This window comes from Croceibacterium ferulae (assembly GCF_003660445.1).
GTDB lineage: Bacteria > Pseudomonadota > Alphaproteobacteria > Sphingomonadales > Sphingomonadaceae > Croceibacterium > Croceibacterium ferulae.
This window is the reverse complement of record NZ_QZVQ01000004.1, coordinates 370,333-387,287: the sequence shown is the minus strand read 5'-3', so window position 1 is coordinate 387,287 and position 16,955 is coordinate 370,333. Positions and strand designations below refer to the sequence as shown.

The following is a 16,955-nucleotide window of genomic DNA, read 5'->3' as shown; positions in this document are numbered from 1 at the left end:
AGTCTACCCGGCGGCGTAGATGCGATCCAGCACCCGGGCCACATCCGTCAGGCGCCCGGCGTGCGGATCGAACCGGTTGCTGCCCGCCAGCTGGTGGGCCCATGCCGCTGCCGCGCGAGTGCCCCAATCGTCCGGCGGGCTCGCGATCTGCTGTGCTTGGGTGCCATTGTGGCGGAAGGCCACGAAATCGTAGAAGCTGCCATTCACGTTGCGGAAGGTGACGGCGCCCTGGGTGCCGTAGAATGCCGCCTCGATCACCGCATCGCGCCCCGCCGGCAGGTTCCACGAACAGGCCAGCTGCACCGCGGCGCCGGTGGCGAGGTCCAGGCGGGCGGTGGCGAAGTCCTCCACCCGCTCGGGCGTCTGCGACAGGGGCACGCCGCCGGCGAACAGGCGTGCGGTGACATGCTCTACCGCCGGGAAGTCCAGCATCCACAGCGCGAGGTCGATCAGGTGGACGCCAAGATCGATCACGCAGCCGCCGCCCGATTGCGCCCGGTCGTAAAACCACGGCTTGTCCGGGCCATAGGCATTGTGGAAGGTGAGATCGACGGCGTAGATCGTGCCGAGTTCGCCGCTGCGGATCGGGCCCGCCATGGCCTCGGTCGCGGCAGTATGGCGGTATGACAGATCGACGCCGAGCAGCCGGTCGGCCGCTTGCGCCGCATCCACCACCGCCGAAACTTCGCCTGCATCTCGGCCCAGCGGCTTCTGGCAGAACACCGCCACGCCGCGGCCCAGCGCCTCCAGCGACTGTGCCGCGTGAAGCGCGGACGGCGAGGCGATCACCACGCCGTCCAGCCCCAGATCCAGCATCGCCTGCAACGACGGCACGGCAATGGCTGCAGGGGCGATGGCCTGCGCCTGCGCAACGCAGTCCGGCGATGGATCGCAGACCGCCACCGCCTCTACCAGCCCGGCGTCGACGATCGCCTGCATCCGGTGCCGGCCGATCCAGCCGGTGCCGAGGAAGCCGATGCGGAGCTTGCTCATAGGGTCACCAACGCCTTGACGAAGCCTTCCGGCTTGTCGCGCGTTGCATCCAGTGCCTCCGCCAGACGATCCAGCGGGTAGGTGTGTGTATAGAGCGGCGCGGGGTCGAAGCTGCCATCCGCCACCGCCGCGATCGCCTCGCGGAGCCCGAGCATCTGCACGGCCGGGTCGCGTTCATGCGCGTTGATGACGTCGATCCCTTTCCAGTTCCACATCTGCATGGATACCTGCCGCGGCCCGTCCTGATGATAGCCCGCGATGACCAGCCGCCCGCCGAAGCCGGTCAGCTCGCCCGCCAGATCCAGCGGCCATTGCTTGCCGACGCATTCGATCACGCGTTCGCACATCGCCTCCTCGGTCAGCTGCTTGACCTGATCGATGATGGCGTAGTGATCGTGCATGAAGATCGTCTCTGCCGCGCCATAGTGGCGGGCAAGGTCGAGCGATTCCTGCCGCCGGCTGATGGCAATCACCCGTGCGCCGGCGCGGCTGGCGAGATGGCACAGCACCGCACCAAGGAAGCCGATGCCGATGATCGCCACTGTCTGGCCGGGACGAATATCGCTGCGGCGAAAGATGTTGAACGCACAGCCGAGCGGCTCACCCGGGAAGGGTTGCCCGTCCAGCGCGTCCGGCAGCTTGGCCGCCATGTCGGCGCGCACGATGTCGCTTTCCGCAAAGGAGCGGTAGCTGAGCGCGGCAACCCGGTCGCCCACGGCAAGCTGGCTGACACCCGGCCCCACGGCCTCCACCCTGCCCCAGCCCTCATGCCCCAGGTCGCCTGGCTCGCGCGGATATTCCATCCATTCGAGACCGGCCCAGGGCTCCAGATTGCTGGCACACACGCCGCAGCCTTCCAGCCGGATGCGCACTTCACCGTCACCTGGCTGCGGCACGGGCACATCACTGCGCACATCGATCGTGCCCGGGGCCGCAAGCACCGCCGCCTTCATTGTATCGCTCATGGGGTTACGATCAGTCAGCAGCGATGAAAGTTTCAAGTTCGGCATAGGCACGATCGTCCGGCATCTGTTCGGGCGGGTGCTTGCAAAAGTAGGCCGCGGCCGGCAGCACGGGGCCGGCCAGGCCGCGATCCTTCGCCAGCTTGGCGCAGCGGATCATGTCGATCGCCACACCCGCGGAATTGGGGCTGTCCTCCACGGACAGGCGCAGTTCCAGGTTCATCGGCACGCCGCCGAACAGCTGCCCTTCCATGCGCAGGAAGCAGACCTTGTTGTCGTTCTGCCATGCCACATAGTCCGACGGGCCGACATGGATGTTCTCGTCCTCCATCCGCACCGCCGCGACCGACTGCACGGCTTCCGTCTTGCTCTCCTTCTTGGAAGCGAGCCGGCTGCGTTCCAGCATGTTGAGGAAGTCGGTATTGCCGCCGGTATTGAGCTGGTATGTGCGGTCCAGCTTGACTCCCCGCTTGGCGAATAGGTCCGTCAGCACGCGGTGCACGATGGTGGCGCCCAGCTGCGCCTTGATGTCGTCACCGATGATCGGCACGCCCGCTGCACGGAAACGCTCCGCCCAGCCGGCATCGCTGGCGATGAACACGGGAATGTTGTTCACGAAGGCCACCCCCGCTTCCAGCGCACACTCGGCGTAGAACTCCGTCGCGGCCTGCGACCCTACCGGCAGGTAGTTCATCAGCACGTCCGCCTCGCTCTCGCGCAGCGCGTCGATCACCGCCTGCCGGTCAGGCTGCGGAGCATCGGCGACGGCGAAGGTCCGATCCTCCGGATAGCTGGCCATGTGATCGGCCACGCCATCCAGCACCGTGCCCATCTGCACGATTGTGCCGGTGCGTTCCACCTGCGGGCAGAACACCGCCGTGCAATTGGGCTTGGCGAAGATGGCATCGGCCACGTCCTGCCCGACCTTGCGCCGGTCCACGTCCCACGCGGCGACGATCCGCACATCTTCCGGGCGATAACCGCCCAGATCGTGGTGCATCAGCCCGGTCAGGTCATTGGCGCCGTTGCGATAATGGGCGAGCCCCTGCACCAGCGAACTGGCGCAATTGCCCACGCCCACCAGCGCGACGCGGATTCCGCGGGGATCAGGCGAAAGCATCAGCGGCAATCCTTCTTCATCATGCGGTCACCCCGACAAGCGGCGGAGTGGTAGTGGCAGGTGCGTAGCGTTCGACCATCTGCTGGCACCAGTCGGCAAAGGCCTGCGGCTCTCGTGCAGGGCTGGTGTGATGTGGCTCCACGCCGAGATGTTCGGGCGTGAAGCAGAATGTGACCAGCGTGTCGAATTTCGCCAGCGCTTCCATCTGCCGATCGAACCAGTCCAGCGCGCCGGGGCGGAAGCTGTCGGCCCAACTGAGGCCGGTGCGCAGCTTGCGGACGCCCAGCTCGCTCATCCAGCGAACGGCATCGTCCAGCCGCGGGTCGTGGAAGTGGAACCATTGCATCAGGCCCATGCGATCCGCGAAGGGGCGATAGGCTTCAAGTCCCGGCTTGGGAGAACCGTCTTCCCGGATCAGGCCCATGTAGAAGTGGCGGTAGTAGCTGGACCCCTCCGCCTCGCGGTGGCGCGTCTCCGCGCCCCAACTGTGCGGCAGGTCGAACAGCGAATACCAGTACACGTTGGGCACGCGGCCGATCAGCAGTTCGGCGGTCTTCTGCACGCCGAACACCTGCACCTCTTCCGCCCCGAACGAGCCGACGCCCACTTCCGTGGCCCAGATCTGCTTGTCGGGCACCACGGCCTCGATCTCCGCGATCTTGTCGGGCCAGGCGTGGATCGGCCACAGATTCCAGTCGAGCGGGAAACCGTGCACGGCCACCACCTCCACCTCGTCCAGCGCACCATGCGCGCGCATTCGGTTGGTCCAGTGCGGGTCGATCGGCGACATGCCGCCCAGCACCCGCGTCAGCGTCGGGTTGGCGAACCGGATCGCCCGGCCGGCGCGGATCACCGTGTCGGCATAGATCGACCAGTCGGGGTCGAGTTCCGGGTTCCAGTGCGACTTGTTGTTGGGCTCGTTCCAGAGCATCACCGCTTCGATCACGTATTCGGACCCTTCTCAGGATAGACCGCCGCCGGCCCCAGATTGCTGAACGGCACATCGGCCACGCGGCACAGATAGACTTCCGGTTCGGGCTGCGCTTCTATCGTGAAGCCGGACGCGCGCAGCATTGCCTTGCTGCAGGCCATGTTCGGCGCCCACCAGTTCGTCCAGTCATTGGCGAAGCGGCGTTCGATGAAATGCATCTTGGGATATCCGGGATCGTCGAAGAAAGCCGGCGGATCCCAAGTGCCGGGCACATGGAACGGGTGGTCCTCCGGCAGATCGATCTCGGCTTCGCTGCCCTGCTGCATCGTCTGAAACAGCATGGTGCCGCCCGCCACATGTTCGCGGATCAGGTCCAGCGCGAGCAGCGGGTGGCGCAGATGGTACAGCACGCCCATGAAGATGACCCAGTCGAACTTCTCGCCCAGAGCCGCCACGTCGTAGACGGACAGGTTGCGGAACTCGATATCATCGAAGCCTTGCGCGCCTGCGGCGAAGCGGGCCTGCGCCAGATAGCGGTCATCGCTGTCGATCCCGACCACGCGGCCGGCGCCGCGACGCTTGAACTCCAGCGAGTAGAAACCGGCATTGCACCCGATATCGAGCACCGATTGCCCGCCCAGATCATCGGGCAGCACATGCGCGAAATTGCGGAACTTGCTGGCAGGGTAGTCAGGCAGGAAATGGTCAGGCGCCGTCTGGATGCCGTGTGGCAGATGCAGGTTCTGGAACCACGGTGCCAGCTTGTCGACTTCGGCACGCATCGCTTCTGGTGCGAGCATTTCTTCGGCGGCGCTGCGGCTCATGCCGGCGCCCCGGCATAGTGATCGGCCGTCTGAAATTGCATTCTTCCCCCTTGCCCCTGCATGCCGGGTACTCACCGGCCTCCGTCCTGCATGAACGATAACAGGCTTTGTTGCTGCTTGTTCCCGCCAGCGCAAGCCGCGGCGGAACCGCAGCTACTTTCATCCATTGATCTTCGCATGGCAGCAAAGTTGATGCACCGCTGGACGCAGGCGATGCGCGCCCGGCACTTTGACGCGGCATGGACCATCTCCGCCGAATCGCTTGCAGCGCGCGATCCTGCCACCCGTGACGATCCCGCACTACCCTACCATCAGCGCTGGGTCTGGGACGGGCGGCCGGTCGATGACCAGGATGTGCTGGTGCGATGCTACCACGGGCTGGGCGACACGATCCAGTTCGCCCGGTTCCTGCCGCTGCTGGCCGCCCGGGCGCGGACCGTCACGGTGGAGATGCAGCCCGACCTGCTGCCGCTGTTCGGCCACTGGGCCGACAGCATGAGTTTCCACGCCTTCGATCCCGCGCATCCGCTGCCGCCCGCCGCCTGCGACCTGGAGATCATGGATCTGGCCTTCGCGCTGCGTGCAGCACCGGACCGGCATGCAGCGCCCTACTTGCCGCAGCCTCGCGATGAAGGCGGCAGCGGCGTGATCGGGCTGTGCCACGCAGCCGGCGGGTGGGATGCGGCGCGCAACATTCCGGCCACCTTGCTGCAGCCATTGTGCGAGGGGCATGATTGCGTGTTGCTGATGCCGCAACCGCAAGGCGACACCGCTGCGCTGCCCGTGCGCAATCCGGAAGGCTGCCCGGCGGCGATCGCGGACACCGCTGCACTGATTGCCACGCTGGACCTGGTGATAACCGTGGACACGATGGTCGCCCATCTTGCCGGAGCGATGGGCGTGCCGGTGTGGGCTCTGCTGAAGCACGAACCGGACTGGCGGTGGAATCCGGCGGAGCCCTACTCCTGCTGGTATCCGCGCACACGGCAATTCGTGCAGCCCCATGCCGGTGACTGGCCCGGCGTGATCGCGCAGGTGGAACGTGCGCTGGCGGACCTGCCGCGCATGTCCAAGGCCGTATCGACCCTGAAACCAGCCCGCCTGTGAACCCCCGCGGGAACTTAGATGATGAAGAAGGATTATTGATCCCTGCCGGGGATATGCGACACTGACGCAACCGGCATGTGATCGCAAGCCGTCGCGACCATGGCGACGGGGTGAGTGACGAATGGGGGGAATGGTGTGAGTGAACGGGTTCTGGTCACGGGCGGTGCAGGCTTCATCGGCCGCTTCGTCTGCGACGAATTGCTGCGGCGCGGGCACAGGGTCCGTGTGCTCGACAGCCTGATCGAACAGGTGCACGGCGCCGATGCGCGCCGGCCCGATGGTCTTTCGCCCGACGCCGAATTCATCCACGCTGATGTGCGCGACGGCGCCAAGGTGGCGGAAGCGCTGCGCGGCGTCGACAGCGTGGTGCATCTGGCGGCGGAAGTGGGCGTCGGCCAGTCGATGTACGAGGTGGAACGCTACACCTCCACCAACGATGTAGGCACTGCGGTACTGTTCGAGAAGCTGATCGACCAACCGGTCCGCCGCGTGGTCACCGCGTCCTCCATGAGCATCTATGGCGAGGGTCTGTACCGCGATGCGGACGGCACGCTGGTGGAAGATGCCGCGCGCAAGCCGCTGCGCGATGGCCAGGCGAACTGGGAGCCGCTGGACAGCCAGGGGCGTCCGCTGGCGCCGGTGGCCACCCCCGAATGGAAGCGCCCCAGCCTGTCCTCCATCTACGCGCTGAACAAGTACGTTCAGGAGCGAACGACGCACATCATGGGCGAGCCCTATGGCATCGAAAGCGTGTGCCTGCGGCTGTTCAACGTCTATGGCCCGGGCCAGGCGCTCTCAAACCCCTACACCGGCGTTCTGGCCATCTTCGCATCCCGCCTGCTGAACGGCCAGCCGCCGATGATCTTCGAAGATGGCGAACAGCGCCGCGACTTCGTGCATGTGAACGATGTGGCGCGGGCCTTCTGCGATGCACTGGTCTTGCCTGCGGCGGTTGGTGGAACCTTCAACATCGGATCCGGCCGCGACCGGTCAGTGCGGGAGGTGGCGCATGACCTCGCCCGTGCGATGAACCGCAATTCGATCGAGGCGGAGATCGTGGGCAAGGCGCGCACCGGCGATATCCGGCACTGCTTCTGCGATACCAGCCTGTCGAAACAGAAGCTGGGCTTCGCCGCGAGGGAAGATTTTGTGGAGCGCCTGGCCGAACTGGCGGAATGGGTCGGCCAGCAGACCGCCGTGGATCACGTGGCAAAAGCGCGCAGCGAGCTGGAAGCACGCGGGCTGGTCGCATGAGCACCGGCGAGCAGACGATCCTCGTTACGGGCGGGGCCGGCTTTGTCGGCTCCAACCTCGCCGACCGGCTGGCCACTGGCGGACGGCGCGTGCGGATCTTCGATTCGCTTAACCGTCCCGGCGTTGAAGCCAATCTGGACTGGCTTACCAGCCGCCATGGCAACCTGATCGAGCCGGTGATCGCCGACATCCGCGACGTGGACAGGATGATGCAGGCGGGGCGCGGCGTGGATGCCGCGTTCCACTTCGCCGCGCAGGTGGCCGTGACCACCAGCATGGCCGATCCGCGCGCCGATCTCGATATCAATATCCTGGGCACCTTCAACCTGCTGGAAGCGGTGCGCGCGCACAGCCCGCAGGCGCCGGTCATCTTTGCTTCCACCAACAAGGTGTATGGCGATCTGACCGACTTGCCCATGCGGCCGAGCCCGCACGGCTACCACCCGGATGTTCCGGAACTGCCCGTCGCGGGCATTGGCGAAGATCGCCCGCTCGACTTCCATACGCCTTATGGCGTGTCGAAGGGGGCTGCGGACCAGTATGTGCTGGATTACGCCCGCTCCTACGGCCTGCGCACGGCCGTGCTGCGGATGAGCTGCATCTATGGCCAGCGGCAGATGGGGACGGAGGACCAGGGCTGGGTCGCGCATTTCCTGATCCGCGCCATGCGGGGTGAGACGATCACCCTCTTCGGCGACGGGTACCAGGTGCGCGATATCTGCGACGTGCGCGATACCTGCGATGCCTATCTGGCGGCGCTGGACCGGATCGACGCGATCAGCGGGCAGGCTTACAACTGGGGCGGCGGGGCGGACAATGCCGTCAGCCTGCTGACCGTCATTGACGAGATCGGCACGATCCTGGGTCGCAAGCCGCAGGTGGAGTTCGCCGACTGGCGGCCCGGTGACCAGCGCTGGTACGTTTCCTACACCGCCCGCATCGACAAGGCCCTGCAGCTTTCCGAACGGCGTGGCTGGCGCGATGGCCTGCGCGATCTGGCTGCATGGCTGGAGGCGCAGAATGCAACGACCCAGGCCGCGCCGATGATGCAGGCCGCCGCGCTTTGACAGGAACACGAAAGATCCTGATGACCGCCGATACGGTGGGCGGTGTCTGGCAATATGCAACCGATCTGGCGGCCGCCCTCACGCAAGGCGGGGAGCAGGTGACGCTCGCCATTCTCGGCCCGCCAGCCAGTGCGGATCAGCTGCAGACGGCGGAGGCTGCCGGTTGCACCGTGCTCGACACCGGCCTGCCGCTCGACTGGTTGAGCAACGGCCCGGTGCCTGTAAAGGCGGCGGCGGTTCGGCTGGCTCAGCTTGCGGAGGCGGTCGGGGCCGATCTGGTCCATTGCAATCACCCGGCCTATGCCGGCGGGGCGGCTTGGCCGGTGCCGGTGATCGCCGTCGCGCATGGCTGCATCTCCACCTGGTGGCGGGCGGCGCGCGGTGGTTCGGTGGAACCGGCCTTCGACTGGCATGCGGAACTGACACGTGCGGGGCTGCTCGCAGCCGACATCGTGGTGGCGCCGAGCGGCAGCTACGCCAATGATGTGCAGGCGACCTACGCCCTGCCTCACCCGCCGATCACGGTGCATAACGGCCGCGCCGCCCGTCCGGCTGTCACACCGGCGCGGCACGATCTGTTCGCGCTGACCGTCGGCCGGCTGTGGGACGAGGTGAAGCAGGCGCCGTTGCTGGACCGGGTGGCCGCACAGGTCGACCTGCCGTTCCTCGCCGCCGGCTCCCTACGCGCTCCCCACGGTGCGGAGACGACCCTGCACCATCTGCGGACGCTCGGCGCCATGCCGGCCGTGCAGCTCGATGCCCTGCTTGCCGCACGCCCGATCTTCGTCTCCGCCGCTAGCTTCGAACCGTTCGGCCTGGCCGTGCTGGAAGCTGCCGCCGCCGGTTGCCCGCTGGTATTGGCCGACACGCCCTCGTTCCGGGAGCTGTGGGACGGAGCGGCCATGTTCGTGCCGGTCGCGTCCGAGCAGGCCTATGTCGAGGCGGTCGAAGCTCTGGCCCGCGATCCTGCCCGTCGTGAACAGCTCGGCCATGCGGCGCAGCAACGCGCGCGGCGCTACACGCCCGAGAATACGGCTGCGGCCATGGCGGCGCTGTATGATCAGGTGCAGCCGCAGCGGGTGGCGGCATGAGGATCGTCTATTTCACCCATTCGCTCGCATCCTGCTGGAATCATGGCAACGCCCACTTCCTGCGCGGCGTGCTGGACGAGCTGGTGGAGCGCGGCCACGACGTCGCCGCTTACGAACCGGAAGGCGCCTGGAGCCTGGCCAACCTGCTGGCGGATCATGGCGCGGCGGGTCTGGAACCATGGCAGCGGCTCTATCCCCAGCTCACCTCCACTACCTACGCGTCCGATGCGGACCTGACAGAACTGGTGGACGGTGCCGATCTGGTGATCGTGCACGAGTGGAACGATCACGATCTGGTCGCGCGGATGGGCACCTTGCGCAAGGCTGGCGCGGGCTTCCGCCTGCTGTTCCATGACACGCATCACCGGGCGGTCAGCGCCCCGGCGGAGATGCAGGCCTACGACCTGTCGGGCTATGACGGCGTGCTGGCCTTCGGCGAGACGCTGAGCGAGGTCTATCGCGGCTGGGGCTGGCAGGGCCGGGTCTGGACCTGGCATGAAGCAGCGGACACGCGCCGCTTCCACCCGCCAGCTGCTGAAGGCGAGCGGACCGGATTGGTGTGGGTCGGCAATTGGGGCGATGGCGAGCGCACGCAGGAACTGGAGCATTTCCTGTTCGCGCCGGCACAAGCCGCCGGGCTGCCGCTCGACATCTATGGCGTGCGCTATCCCGATGAAGCCCGCGCCACCCTCGCCCGGTATGGCGTAGCCTATCATGGCTGGGCCGCGAACGCGCGGGCACCGGAAATCTTCGCGCGCCATCTGGCGACCGTGCATGTGCCTCGGCGCTTCTACACCACGGTGCTGCCGGGCATTCCCACGATCCGCGTGTTCGAGGCTCTCGCCTGCGGCATCCCGCTGGTCAGCGCGCCGTGGTCCGATGCGGAGGGACTGTTCCGCCCGGGCACCGATTACCTGACGGCGGAGGACGGGGCGGAGATGACCCGCCACCTGACCGCCCTTGGCGCCGATCCGGACCTGCGCGCCGATCTGGTGGCGCATGGCCTCGAGACTATCCGCGCGCGGCACACCTGCGCGCACCGCGTGGACGAGCTGCTGGCGATCGCCGCCACGCTCGGCCTCCCCTCAAGCGCTTCGGCAGAGCCCGAAAGGACCCCCGCATGAAGATCGCCTTCTATGGCTCCAGCCTGCTGTCATCCTACTGGAACGGGGCGGCGACCTATTATCGCGGCATCCTGCACGCCATGGCCAAGCGCGGGCACGAGATCACCTTCTACGAGCCCGACGCGTTCGACCGGCAGCAGCATCGCGACATCGACCCGCCCGAATGGTGCCGCTCGGTCGTCTATGCCGCCACGGAAGACGCGCTGGCCGGTGTGCTGGCCGAGGCCGGCCAGGCGGACATCGTGGTCAAGGCCAATGGCGTGGGCGTGTTCGACCGGGAGCTGCTGGAAGGCATCGTCCGGCATGCCGCGCCGGACGCGCTGAAGATCTACTGGGACGTCGACGCCGCCGCCACGCTGGACGAGATGCGGGGTCAGCCTGACCATCCGGTGCGCGCTGCCCTGCCCCAACTCGACCTGGTGTTCACCTATGGCGGCGGGCCGCCGGTTGTGTCCGCTTACGAAGGCTTTGGTGCGAAGCTATGCGTGCCGATCTACAACGCGCTGGATCCGGCGACGCATTTCCCCGTGCCGCCAGACCCGCGTTTCGCCTGCGACCTGGGCTTCCTCGCCAATCGCCTGCCCGACCGCGAGGCCCGGGTGGAGGAGTTCTTCCTGAGGGCCGCGGAGCTGTTGCCCGATCGCCAGTTCATGATCGGCGGCAATGGCTGGCACGACAAGGGGATGCCGGCCAATGTGCGGGCGATCGGCCATGTCGGCACAGGCTCGCATAACGCGTTTAACTGCACGCCGCGTACCGTGCTGAACGTGGCGCGGGACAGCATGGCCGATATCGGCTTCTCCCCCGCCACCCGCGTGTTCGAGGCGGCGGGTGCCGCCGCCTGCCTGATCACCGATGCCTGGGAAGGGATCGAACAATTCCTGCAGCCGGATAGCGAGGTTCTGGTCGCGCGCGACGGGCAGGACGTGGCCGATCACCTCGCGGCGCTGACGCAGGAGCGTGCCCATGCCATCGGGCAGGCGGCGCTGACCCGGGTGCTGGGCGAACACACCTATGATCGCCGTGCGGTGGAGGTGGACCGGGTGCTGGATGGACTGCGCCAGCGGGAGCCGGCGGCATGAAGCTGGTCGTCCTCGGCCTCAGCCTGTCCTCCTCATGGGGCAATGGGCATGCCACCACCTTCCGCGCGCTGCTCTCCGCCTTTGCGGCGCGCGGGCACGAGGTGCTGTTCCTGGAACGCGACGTGCCCTGGTATGCGGGCAATCGCGACATGCCCGATCCAGATTTCTGCCGTCTCGCCTACTACACCAGCCTGGCCGATCTGGACCGCTGGGCGGAGGAGGTGGCCGGCGCCGATGCGGTGATGGTCGGTTCCTACGTGCCCGACGGGGTGGAGGTCGGCCGCTGGGCGCAGGCCACAGCGCAAGGGGTCACCTGCTTCTACGACATCGATACGCCGGTGACGCTGGCCAAGCTGGCGCGCGGGGATCACGAATATCTCTCGCCGGAGGTGATCCCCGGCTACGATATCTATTTCAGCTTTACCGGCGGCCCCACGCTGCAGCGGCTCGAACAGGAGTTCGACTCACCGCAGGCGCGGGCGCTCTACTGCTCGGTGGATACGGCGCGGTATCGCCCGCTGGACGTGCCCAAGCGGTGGGATCTGTCCTATCTCGGCACTTACAGCCCCGACCGGCAGCCCACGCTGGAACGGCTGCTGCTGGAACCCGCGCGCGCCTGCCCCGACAAGCGCTTCGTGGTGGCGGGGCCGCAATATCCAGACGACATCGACTGGCCCGCCAATGTGGAGCGGATCGAGCATCTGCCCCCGGCGGATCACCCGGCATTCTACGCCGCGTCGCGCTTCACGCTGAACGTCACCCGCGCCGACATGATCGCCGCCGGGTGGAGCCCGTCCGTCCGCCTGTTCGAGGCCGGGGCCTGCGGCACGCCGATCATCTCGGACAAATGGCCGGGGATCGAGGAAGTGTTCACGCCGGGCGAAGCGATCGTGCTGGCCGACGATGCTGCGGAGGTGATCGCCGCGCTGGACGGAGAGGCCGCCAGCATGGGCGCGACGGCACGGCAGGCGGTGCTTGCCGGGCATAGCGCGGAGATCCGCGCGCAACAGTTGGAACAAGACCTGCACGCACGGCAGAACGACCGGGCGGCATCCACAAGAAAGGTAATGGCATGAGGAACCCGGGCGAGGCACAGGCAGGCGGCACGGTGCTGGTGGCGGGCGGGGCCGGCTTCATCGGCTCGCATCTGTGCGCCGCGCTGCTGGATGCAGGCGCGCATGTCACCTGCCTGGACAACATGCAGACGGCACTGCCTTCCAACCTCCAGCGGCTGCTGCAGCGCGAGCGCTTCAGCTTCGTGGAGGCGGACATCACGCAGCCATTACCAGCGGCGCTGACCGATGGCCGGACCCGTTTCACGCACATCTACAACCTGGCCTGCGCCGCCTCCCCGCCGCTGTACCAGGCCGATCCGGAACACACGATGCTGACCAATGTGGTCGGCACCAACCACCTGTTGCGCCTGGCGGAACAGACCGGCGCACGTTTCCTGCTGACCTCCACCAGCGAGGTCTATGGCGATCCCGAAGTGCATCCCCAGCCAGAGGATTATCGCGGCAACGTCAACTGCACCGGCCCGCGCGCCTGTTATGACGAGGGCAAGCGTGCGGCAGAGGCGCTGGTCTTCGATTATGCCCGCATGGGCCGCGCCGATGTGCGGGTCGCGCGCATCTTCAACACCTATGGCCCGCAAATGCGGATGGATGACGGGCGGGTGGTCTCCAACCTGATCTGCCAGTCGCTGGAAGGCCAGAAGCTCACCATCTACGGCAGCGGCAACCAGACGCGCAGCTTCTGCTACGTTGCGGACACGGTGGATGCGCTGATCCGGCTGATGGACAGCGACATGGCCCAGCCCGTGCCGGTGAACATCGGGACGCAGGCGGAAATCACCGTCCTGGAGCTGGTGGCGGCGATGGAGGCAGTGATGGGCCGCCCGCTCGACATCACCTATCACGACCTGCCCCAGGACGACCCGCAGCGTCGCCGTCCGGACATCTCCCGCGCGCGCGCACTGCTGGGATGGGAGCCGACCACGCAGCTCGCCGCCGGCCTTGCCCGCACCTGTGAATGGTTCGCGGAGGAGATTGCCGCCAGCCGCCCGCCGGCGCAGCGCGTGGCCTGAGCCCTAGCGGCTGGTGCCGTCGATGCGATCGAGCAGACGGCCCAGCCGCCCGCGGCCATAGGTAAGCGCCCCATAGAGCGCGACCATCCAGCGTGACGGCGTCTGGTAGATCGCGCGGCTGCCGTCCCGGCGCGACAAGGCGAACAGCCGGTGACTGGCCCAGCTGATGGTGCGGCGCATGGCATAGACCGCCCGCCTGCGCCGCGGCACGCCGGCAATTGACGGCGCGACCCGCTTGACCGGCATCAGCCCTTCTGTGCGGGAGCGATGCGCCAGCCGCCAGGCCAGCCCTTCGCGCCGATGCCGGAAACCCGCGGCCTGCGTATCCGCCACGAAGTCGGCATCCACCTCCTCCAAGGCGAGCCGGCCATCTGCCATCGCCTCGCCTACGATGGCGGACAGTTCGGGGGAGCGGATCACGACCACATTGGTGCCGCGCCCGTCGCTGGAGTAAGGCTCCACCCATGCATCACCGAAGGAGATGTCGGCGGTTTCCGCCACGACATCGTCGCAGAAATTGCAGGCGCTGTTCTGGAAGAAACCGGACCCCCAGTCCCCCTCCACCAGATGCCACCAGTCCTGCTCCACCGCGCTACCATCACGCAGGGACAGCTGCGTGCGGTACCAGTTGGCCGGGCGGTCGGCATTCTTGACGCGGTAGTTCACCGCTTCCACGGCGGCGGGCTCGGCCCCCATCTGCTGTGCGAAGCTGTCCACCAGCCGCGCGCTCTTCATATGTCCACAGAACAGGCCCAGCACATGCGTGATCCGCTCCGCCAGAACAGCATCGTCCGCTCGCGCCAGATGCACCGCCTTGATGAAGCAGGGAATGCCGATCACGGCGTAGCGTCCGGGCACGCGACGAATCTCGTCCAGCACTTGCGCCATGTCCACGGGGTAGTAGCGGCTCTTGGCCCCTTGCCCCACCTCGGCCACGTTGCGGGCGATGCGGTACCGGAACAGCCGGCCTTCCACGTCGGCGTCGGTGGGCGCAACATGCGCGATACCATCGACCAGCCCGCGCCGTAGCAGCTCCGCCGCGACCCAGCTGACCATCCCGCCCGAGGAGCCATTATCCCGGAAGCCCGGCTCCGCCACATGACCGACATGGCACTGCTCCACCCGGCCCAGCCGCACATCCTGCAATGGCGCGGCAGGAAAGCGAGCGGCCGCGATCATGTCCTCGTTCGCGGCGGTGGGAGAGAATGGGCAGATTGCCGCCTGCCGTGCGGTCGGGCGGTCCAGCCATTCGGCAGGGCCGGTCGGCTTCAACTGGCCGAACTCGTCCCACGCGATATCGCCGGGGGAGCCGCTGGCGCAGGCGCCGCACCCGATGCACAGGCCCGATCCGACGACCTGGCCCGGGCTGATCGCGACCGGAGGGTCAGCCAAGGACGGTGGCAAGAAAGGCGGAGGATTGCGCCCGCATATTGGCCAGCCGCTCGGAGACCTCGGGCGCCAAGGGCGTGTCCAGCAGTGTGCCGACCTGGCCCGATGCGTGCTCCTCCACCCGCCGATGCTCCGTGCCCGCCACTTCCATCAGGTCGCGCAGCTTGTTGGCGCGATAGGACGAGGCGACGCAGGCGAAAGGCCGCGCATTCAGCAGCGCGAAGACGCAGCCATGGAAGAAGTTGGTCGCCAGCGCGGCGGTTGCGGTCATCGCCTCCGCAAACTCCTGCGGCGAGGCATCCAGCCATTGCTCATGCGCCCAATCGTTGCGGTAGCCGATGCTGACCAGCCGCAATCCCCGTGCATCGGCATGGGCGCGTACCGCCTGTGCGTACCAGTCAGGAAAGTTGTGGCCATAGACCAGGATGAATGGTTCGGCCGAACGCCCCATCCGGGCGAATGGGAATTGCAGCACCGGATCGAGCACCAGCGGTGCCTCCAGGCCGATGGCTCCGCGAACCAGTTCCTGCGCGTTGCGATCGCGCACCGAAATGGCATCCAGCGCGCGCAACCGCCCGGCCCATTCGGCGCCCAGGCCGTTGCCCGCATCGTAATTGCCGAAGCTGGCGGCGTAGGACATCACGCGGCCGGCCGGCAGCCCCTCGCCATAAAAGGGGCGGCTGCCGCCATACCACGGATGATGCAGGTTCCAGACTTCGTCGCTGCCGATCACCACGGTATCGACCCGCGGCATGGTGTGCGGCTGCTCCAGCTCGAACGGGGCGGACAGCGGCAACCGGTCAACCGCCTCCAGCAGCTTGCGCGCCTTGCGGCCATAGGCCGGCAGATCGGACCGGGCGGAGCGTTGCGGCAGCAAAGGCTGGAAGGCGCAGCGCCATTCGCGCCGGCGCACCTCCTCGCTCTGATGGTCGAGCAGCACCGCATTATGGCCGCCGGCGCGAAGCCCTTCGACCAGGCTGCGCGCCTGCCAGTACGATCCGTAATTGATGCAGCGATGGAAGGTCAGGACGCCGATCACGCCATCGCCGCCCCGCTCTGCCACCGGCGGATTGGATTGGCGGGGCCGTACCCCGATTGTTTCGTCCAGCCAGCGACCCATCGTCAGGCGCGTCTAGACGCGGGCGGCGATGGTTTGCAAGGGCCCTGCCCCGCCTGCACCCTGCCCACGATCAGTAGCCGAGATACCGGCCGGGCTTGTGCCAAGCGATCAGGATCATGTTGATCGCCAGGATGCTCAGGGCAGACCAGCCGATCCGTTCGGGCGGGATCGCCAGCAAGGCGGAGGTGACGATCACCGTATCCACCATCAGTTGCAGCCGCCCCACGCTCCACCCGCGCGTGCGGTGAAGGTACAGCGCCAGCGTGGTGATGCCCCCGGCACCGCAATTGTGCCGCACCAGCGCCAGGATGCCCATGCCGGCACAGGTTCCCCCCGCCAGTGCGGCAAAGGCGGGATGGATATCGGCAATGTGCATGGCCCGCTGGGCGACGGCGGCAATGCCGAAGATCAGCCCGCTGGCGACCACGGTCTTGATCACATATTCGCGCCCCAGCACCTGGCCGCCGAACGCCAGGAAGGGCAGGCTGATCAGGAAGAACAACGGCCCCACCCCCAGCGGCAGCACATAGGACATGAGCAGCGCGATGCCCGCGACACCGGCCGTCACGATGTTCGCCGCCTGCATCAGCACGAGGCCGATGGCCAGCAGCGTGCAGCCCGTGATCATGGCATAGATGTCCTCCAACGGCGTATGCTCGTTGGGATCGCGCAGCATGCCTTCGGGATCGAGTGGGTTGGTTTCGTTTGTCACTGGCGCGCCGCTACAGGACCGACGCCCCGCCGCCAAGCGGGTTGCCGATGACGGCGCCAGCGCCTATTCGGCGCGGCAGTTCCAATTACCTTT

At 67.1% G+C, this 16,955-nt stretch carries 16 protein-coding genes; 8 read left to right on the top strand and 8 right to left on the bottom strand.

Going from position 1 to position 16,955, the window contains the following annotated elements; translation table 11 throughout:
• Positions 1-3 precede the first annotated feature (3 nt).
• Genes D5S08_RS07130 through D5S08_RS07110 form a run of 5 tightly spaced genes read right to left on the bottom strand, consistent with a single transcriptional unit; the run spans position 4 to position 4,830 of the window.
• A complete protein-coding gene (locus D5S08_RS07130) occupies positions 4-993 on the bottom strand; it encodes a Gfo/Idh/MocA family protein (protein WP_121116933.1) in 990 nt (329 codons plus the stop codon).
• The gene (locus D5S08_RS07125) at positions 990-1,958 is read right to left on the bottom strand and encodes an MDR/zinc-dependent alcohol dehydrogenase-like family protein (RefSeq protein WP_241557272.1); all 969 of its coding nucleotides are present in this window, start codon (positions 1,956-1,958) and stop codon (positions 990-992) included. Before D5S08_RS07125 ends, D5S08_RS07130 begins: the two co-directional genes overlap by 4 nt.
• A 10-nt stretch (positions 1,959-1,968) precedes the next feature.
• Positions 1,969-3,075 carry an inositol-3-phosphate synthase gene (locus D5S08_RS07120; protein WP_121117097.1) on the bottom strand — a complete coding sequence of 369 codons (1,107 nt, stop codon included), beginning with the start codon at positions 3,073-3,075 and terminating at the stop codon, positions 1,969-1,971.
• Between the two features lie 19 nt (positions 3,076-3,094).
• Positions 3,095-4,021 carry a beta-xylosidase gene (locus tag D5S08_RS07115; protein ID WP_121116929.1) on the bottom strand — a complete coding sequence of 309 codons (927 nt, stop codon included), beginning with the start codon at positions 4,019-4,021 and terminating at the stop codon, positions 3,095-3,097.
• On the bottom strand, positions 4,018-4,830 hold the full coding sequence (locus tag D5S08_RS07110) for a TIGR04290 family methyltransferase (protein WP_121116927.1): 813 nt from the start codon (positions 4,828-4,830) through the stop codon (positions 4,018-4,020). The genes D5S08_RS07115 and D5S08_RS07110 overlap by 4 nt, the downstream gene beginning before the upstream one ends.
• A 177-nt stretch (positions 4,831-5,007) precedes the next feature.
• Here D5S08_RS07110 and D5S08_RS07105 point away from each other — a divergent pair, with 177 nt between their 5' ends.
• The 8 genes from D5S08_RS07105 (at position 5,008) to D5S08_RS07070 (ending at position 13,641) form a co-directional block, all read left to right on the top strand.
• Positions 5,008-5,937, top strand: a complete 930-nt coding sequence (locus D5S08_RS07105; RefSeq protein WP_241557271.1) for a glycosyltransferase family 9 protein — start codon at positions 5,008-5,010, stop codon at positions 5,935-5,937.
• A gap of 135 nt (positions 5,938-6,072) precedes the next feature.
• On the top strand, positions 6,073-7,191 hold the full coding sequence (locus tag D5S08_RS07100) for an SDR family NAD(P)-dependent oxidoreductase (RefSeq protein ID WP_121116923.1): 1,119 nt from the start codon (positions 6,073-6,075) through the stop codon (positions 7,189-7,191).
• On the top strand, positions 7,188-8,258 hold the full coding sequence (locus D5S08_RS07095) for an NAD-dependent epimerase/dehydratase family protein (RefSeq protein WP_121116921.1): 1,071 nt from the start codon (positions 7,188-7,190) through the stop codon (positions 8,256-8,258). Before D5S08_RS07100 ends, D5S08_RS07095 begins: the two co-directional genes overlap by 4 nt.
• A 20-nt stretch (positions 8,259-8,278) precedes the next feature.
• On the top strand, positions 8,279-9,349 hold the full coding sequence (locus tag D5S08_RS07090) for a glycosyltransferase family 4 protein (RefSeq protein ID WP_162301937.1): 1,071 nt from the start codon (positions 8,279-8,281) through the stop codon (positions 9,347-9,349).
• A complete protein-coding gene (locus tag D5S08_RS07085) occupies positions 9,346-10,473 on the top strand; it encodes a CgeB family protein (RefSeq protein ID WP_121116917.1) in 1,128 nt (375 codons plus the stop codon). The genes D5S08_RS07090 and D5S08_RS07085 overlap by 4 nt, the downstream gene beginning before the upstream one ends.
• Complete coding sequence (locus D5S08_RS07080; protein WP_121116915.1) at positions 10,470-11,555, top strand: CgeB family protein; 1,086 nt, start codon at positions 10,470-10,472, stop codon at positions 11,553-11,555. The genes D5S08_RS07085 and D5S08_RS07080 overlap by 4 nt, the downstream gene beginning before the upstream one ends.
• A complete protein-coding gene (locus tag D5S08_RS07075) occupies positions 11,552-12,631 on the top strand; it encodes a CgeB family protein (RefSeq protein WP_121116913.1) in 1,080 nt (359 codons plus the stop codon). Before D5S08_RS07080 ends, D5S08_RS07075 begins: the two co-directional genes overlap by 4 nt.
• Positions 12,628-13,641 (top strand): UDP-glucuronic acid decarboxylase family protein, encoded by a 1,014-nt coding sequence (locus D5S08_RS07070; RefSeq protein WP_121116911.1) that lies wholly within the window; start codon positions 12,628-12,630, stop codon positions 13,639-13,641. The genes D5S08_RS07075 and D5S08_RS07070 overlap by 4 nt, the downstream gene beginning before the upstream one ends.
• A gap of 3 nt (positions 13,642-13,644) precedes the next feature.
• Here D5S08_RS07070 and D5S08_RS07065 read toward each other — a convergent pair whose 3' ends face one another.
• From D5S08_RS07065 to D5S08_RS07055, 3 genes are all read right to left on the bottom strand, one after another.
• A complete protein-coding gene (locus D5S08_RS07065) occupies positions 13,645-15,033 on the bottom strand; it encodes a Coenzyme F420 hydrogenase/dehydrogenase, beta subunit C-terminal domain (RefSeq protein WP_121116909.1) in 1,389 nt (462 codons plus the stop codon).
• Positions 15,026-16,150 (bottom strand): polysaccharide pyruvyl transferase family protein, encoded by a 1,125-nt coding sequence (locus D5S08_RS07060; RefSeq protein WP_121116907.1) that lies wholly within the window; start codon positions 16,148-16,150, stop codon positions 15,026-15,028. The genes D5S08_RS07065 and D5S08_RS07060 overlap by 8 nt, the downstream gene beginning before the upstream one ends.
• A 70-nt stretch (positions 16,151-16,220) precedes the next feature.
• The gene (locus tag D5S08_RS07055; RefSeq protein WP_121116905.1) at positions 16,221-16,862 is read right to left on the bottom strand and encodes a YitT family protein; all 642 of its coding nucleotides are present in this window, start codon (positions 16,860-16,862) and stop codon (positions 16,221-16,223) included.
• Positions 16,863-16,955: the final 93 nt, after the last annotated feature.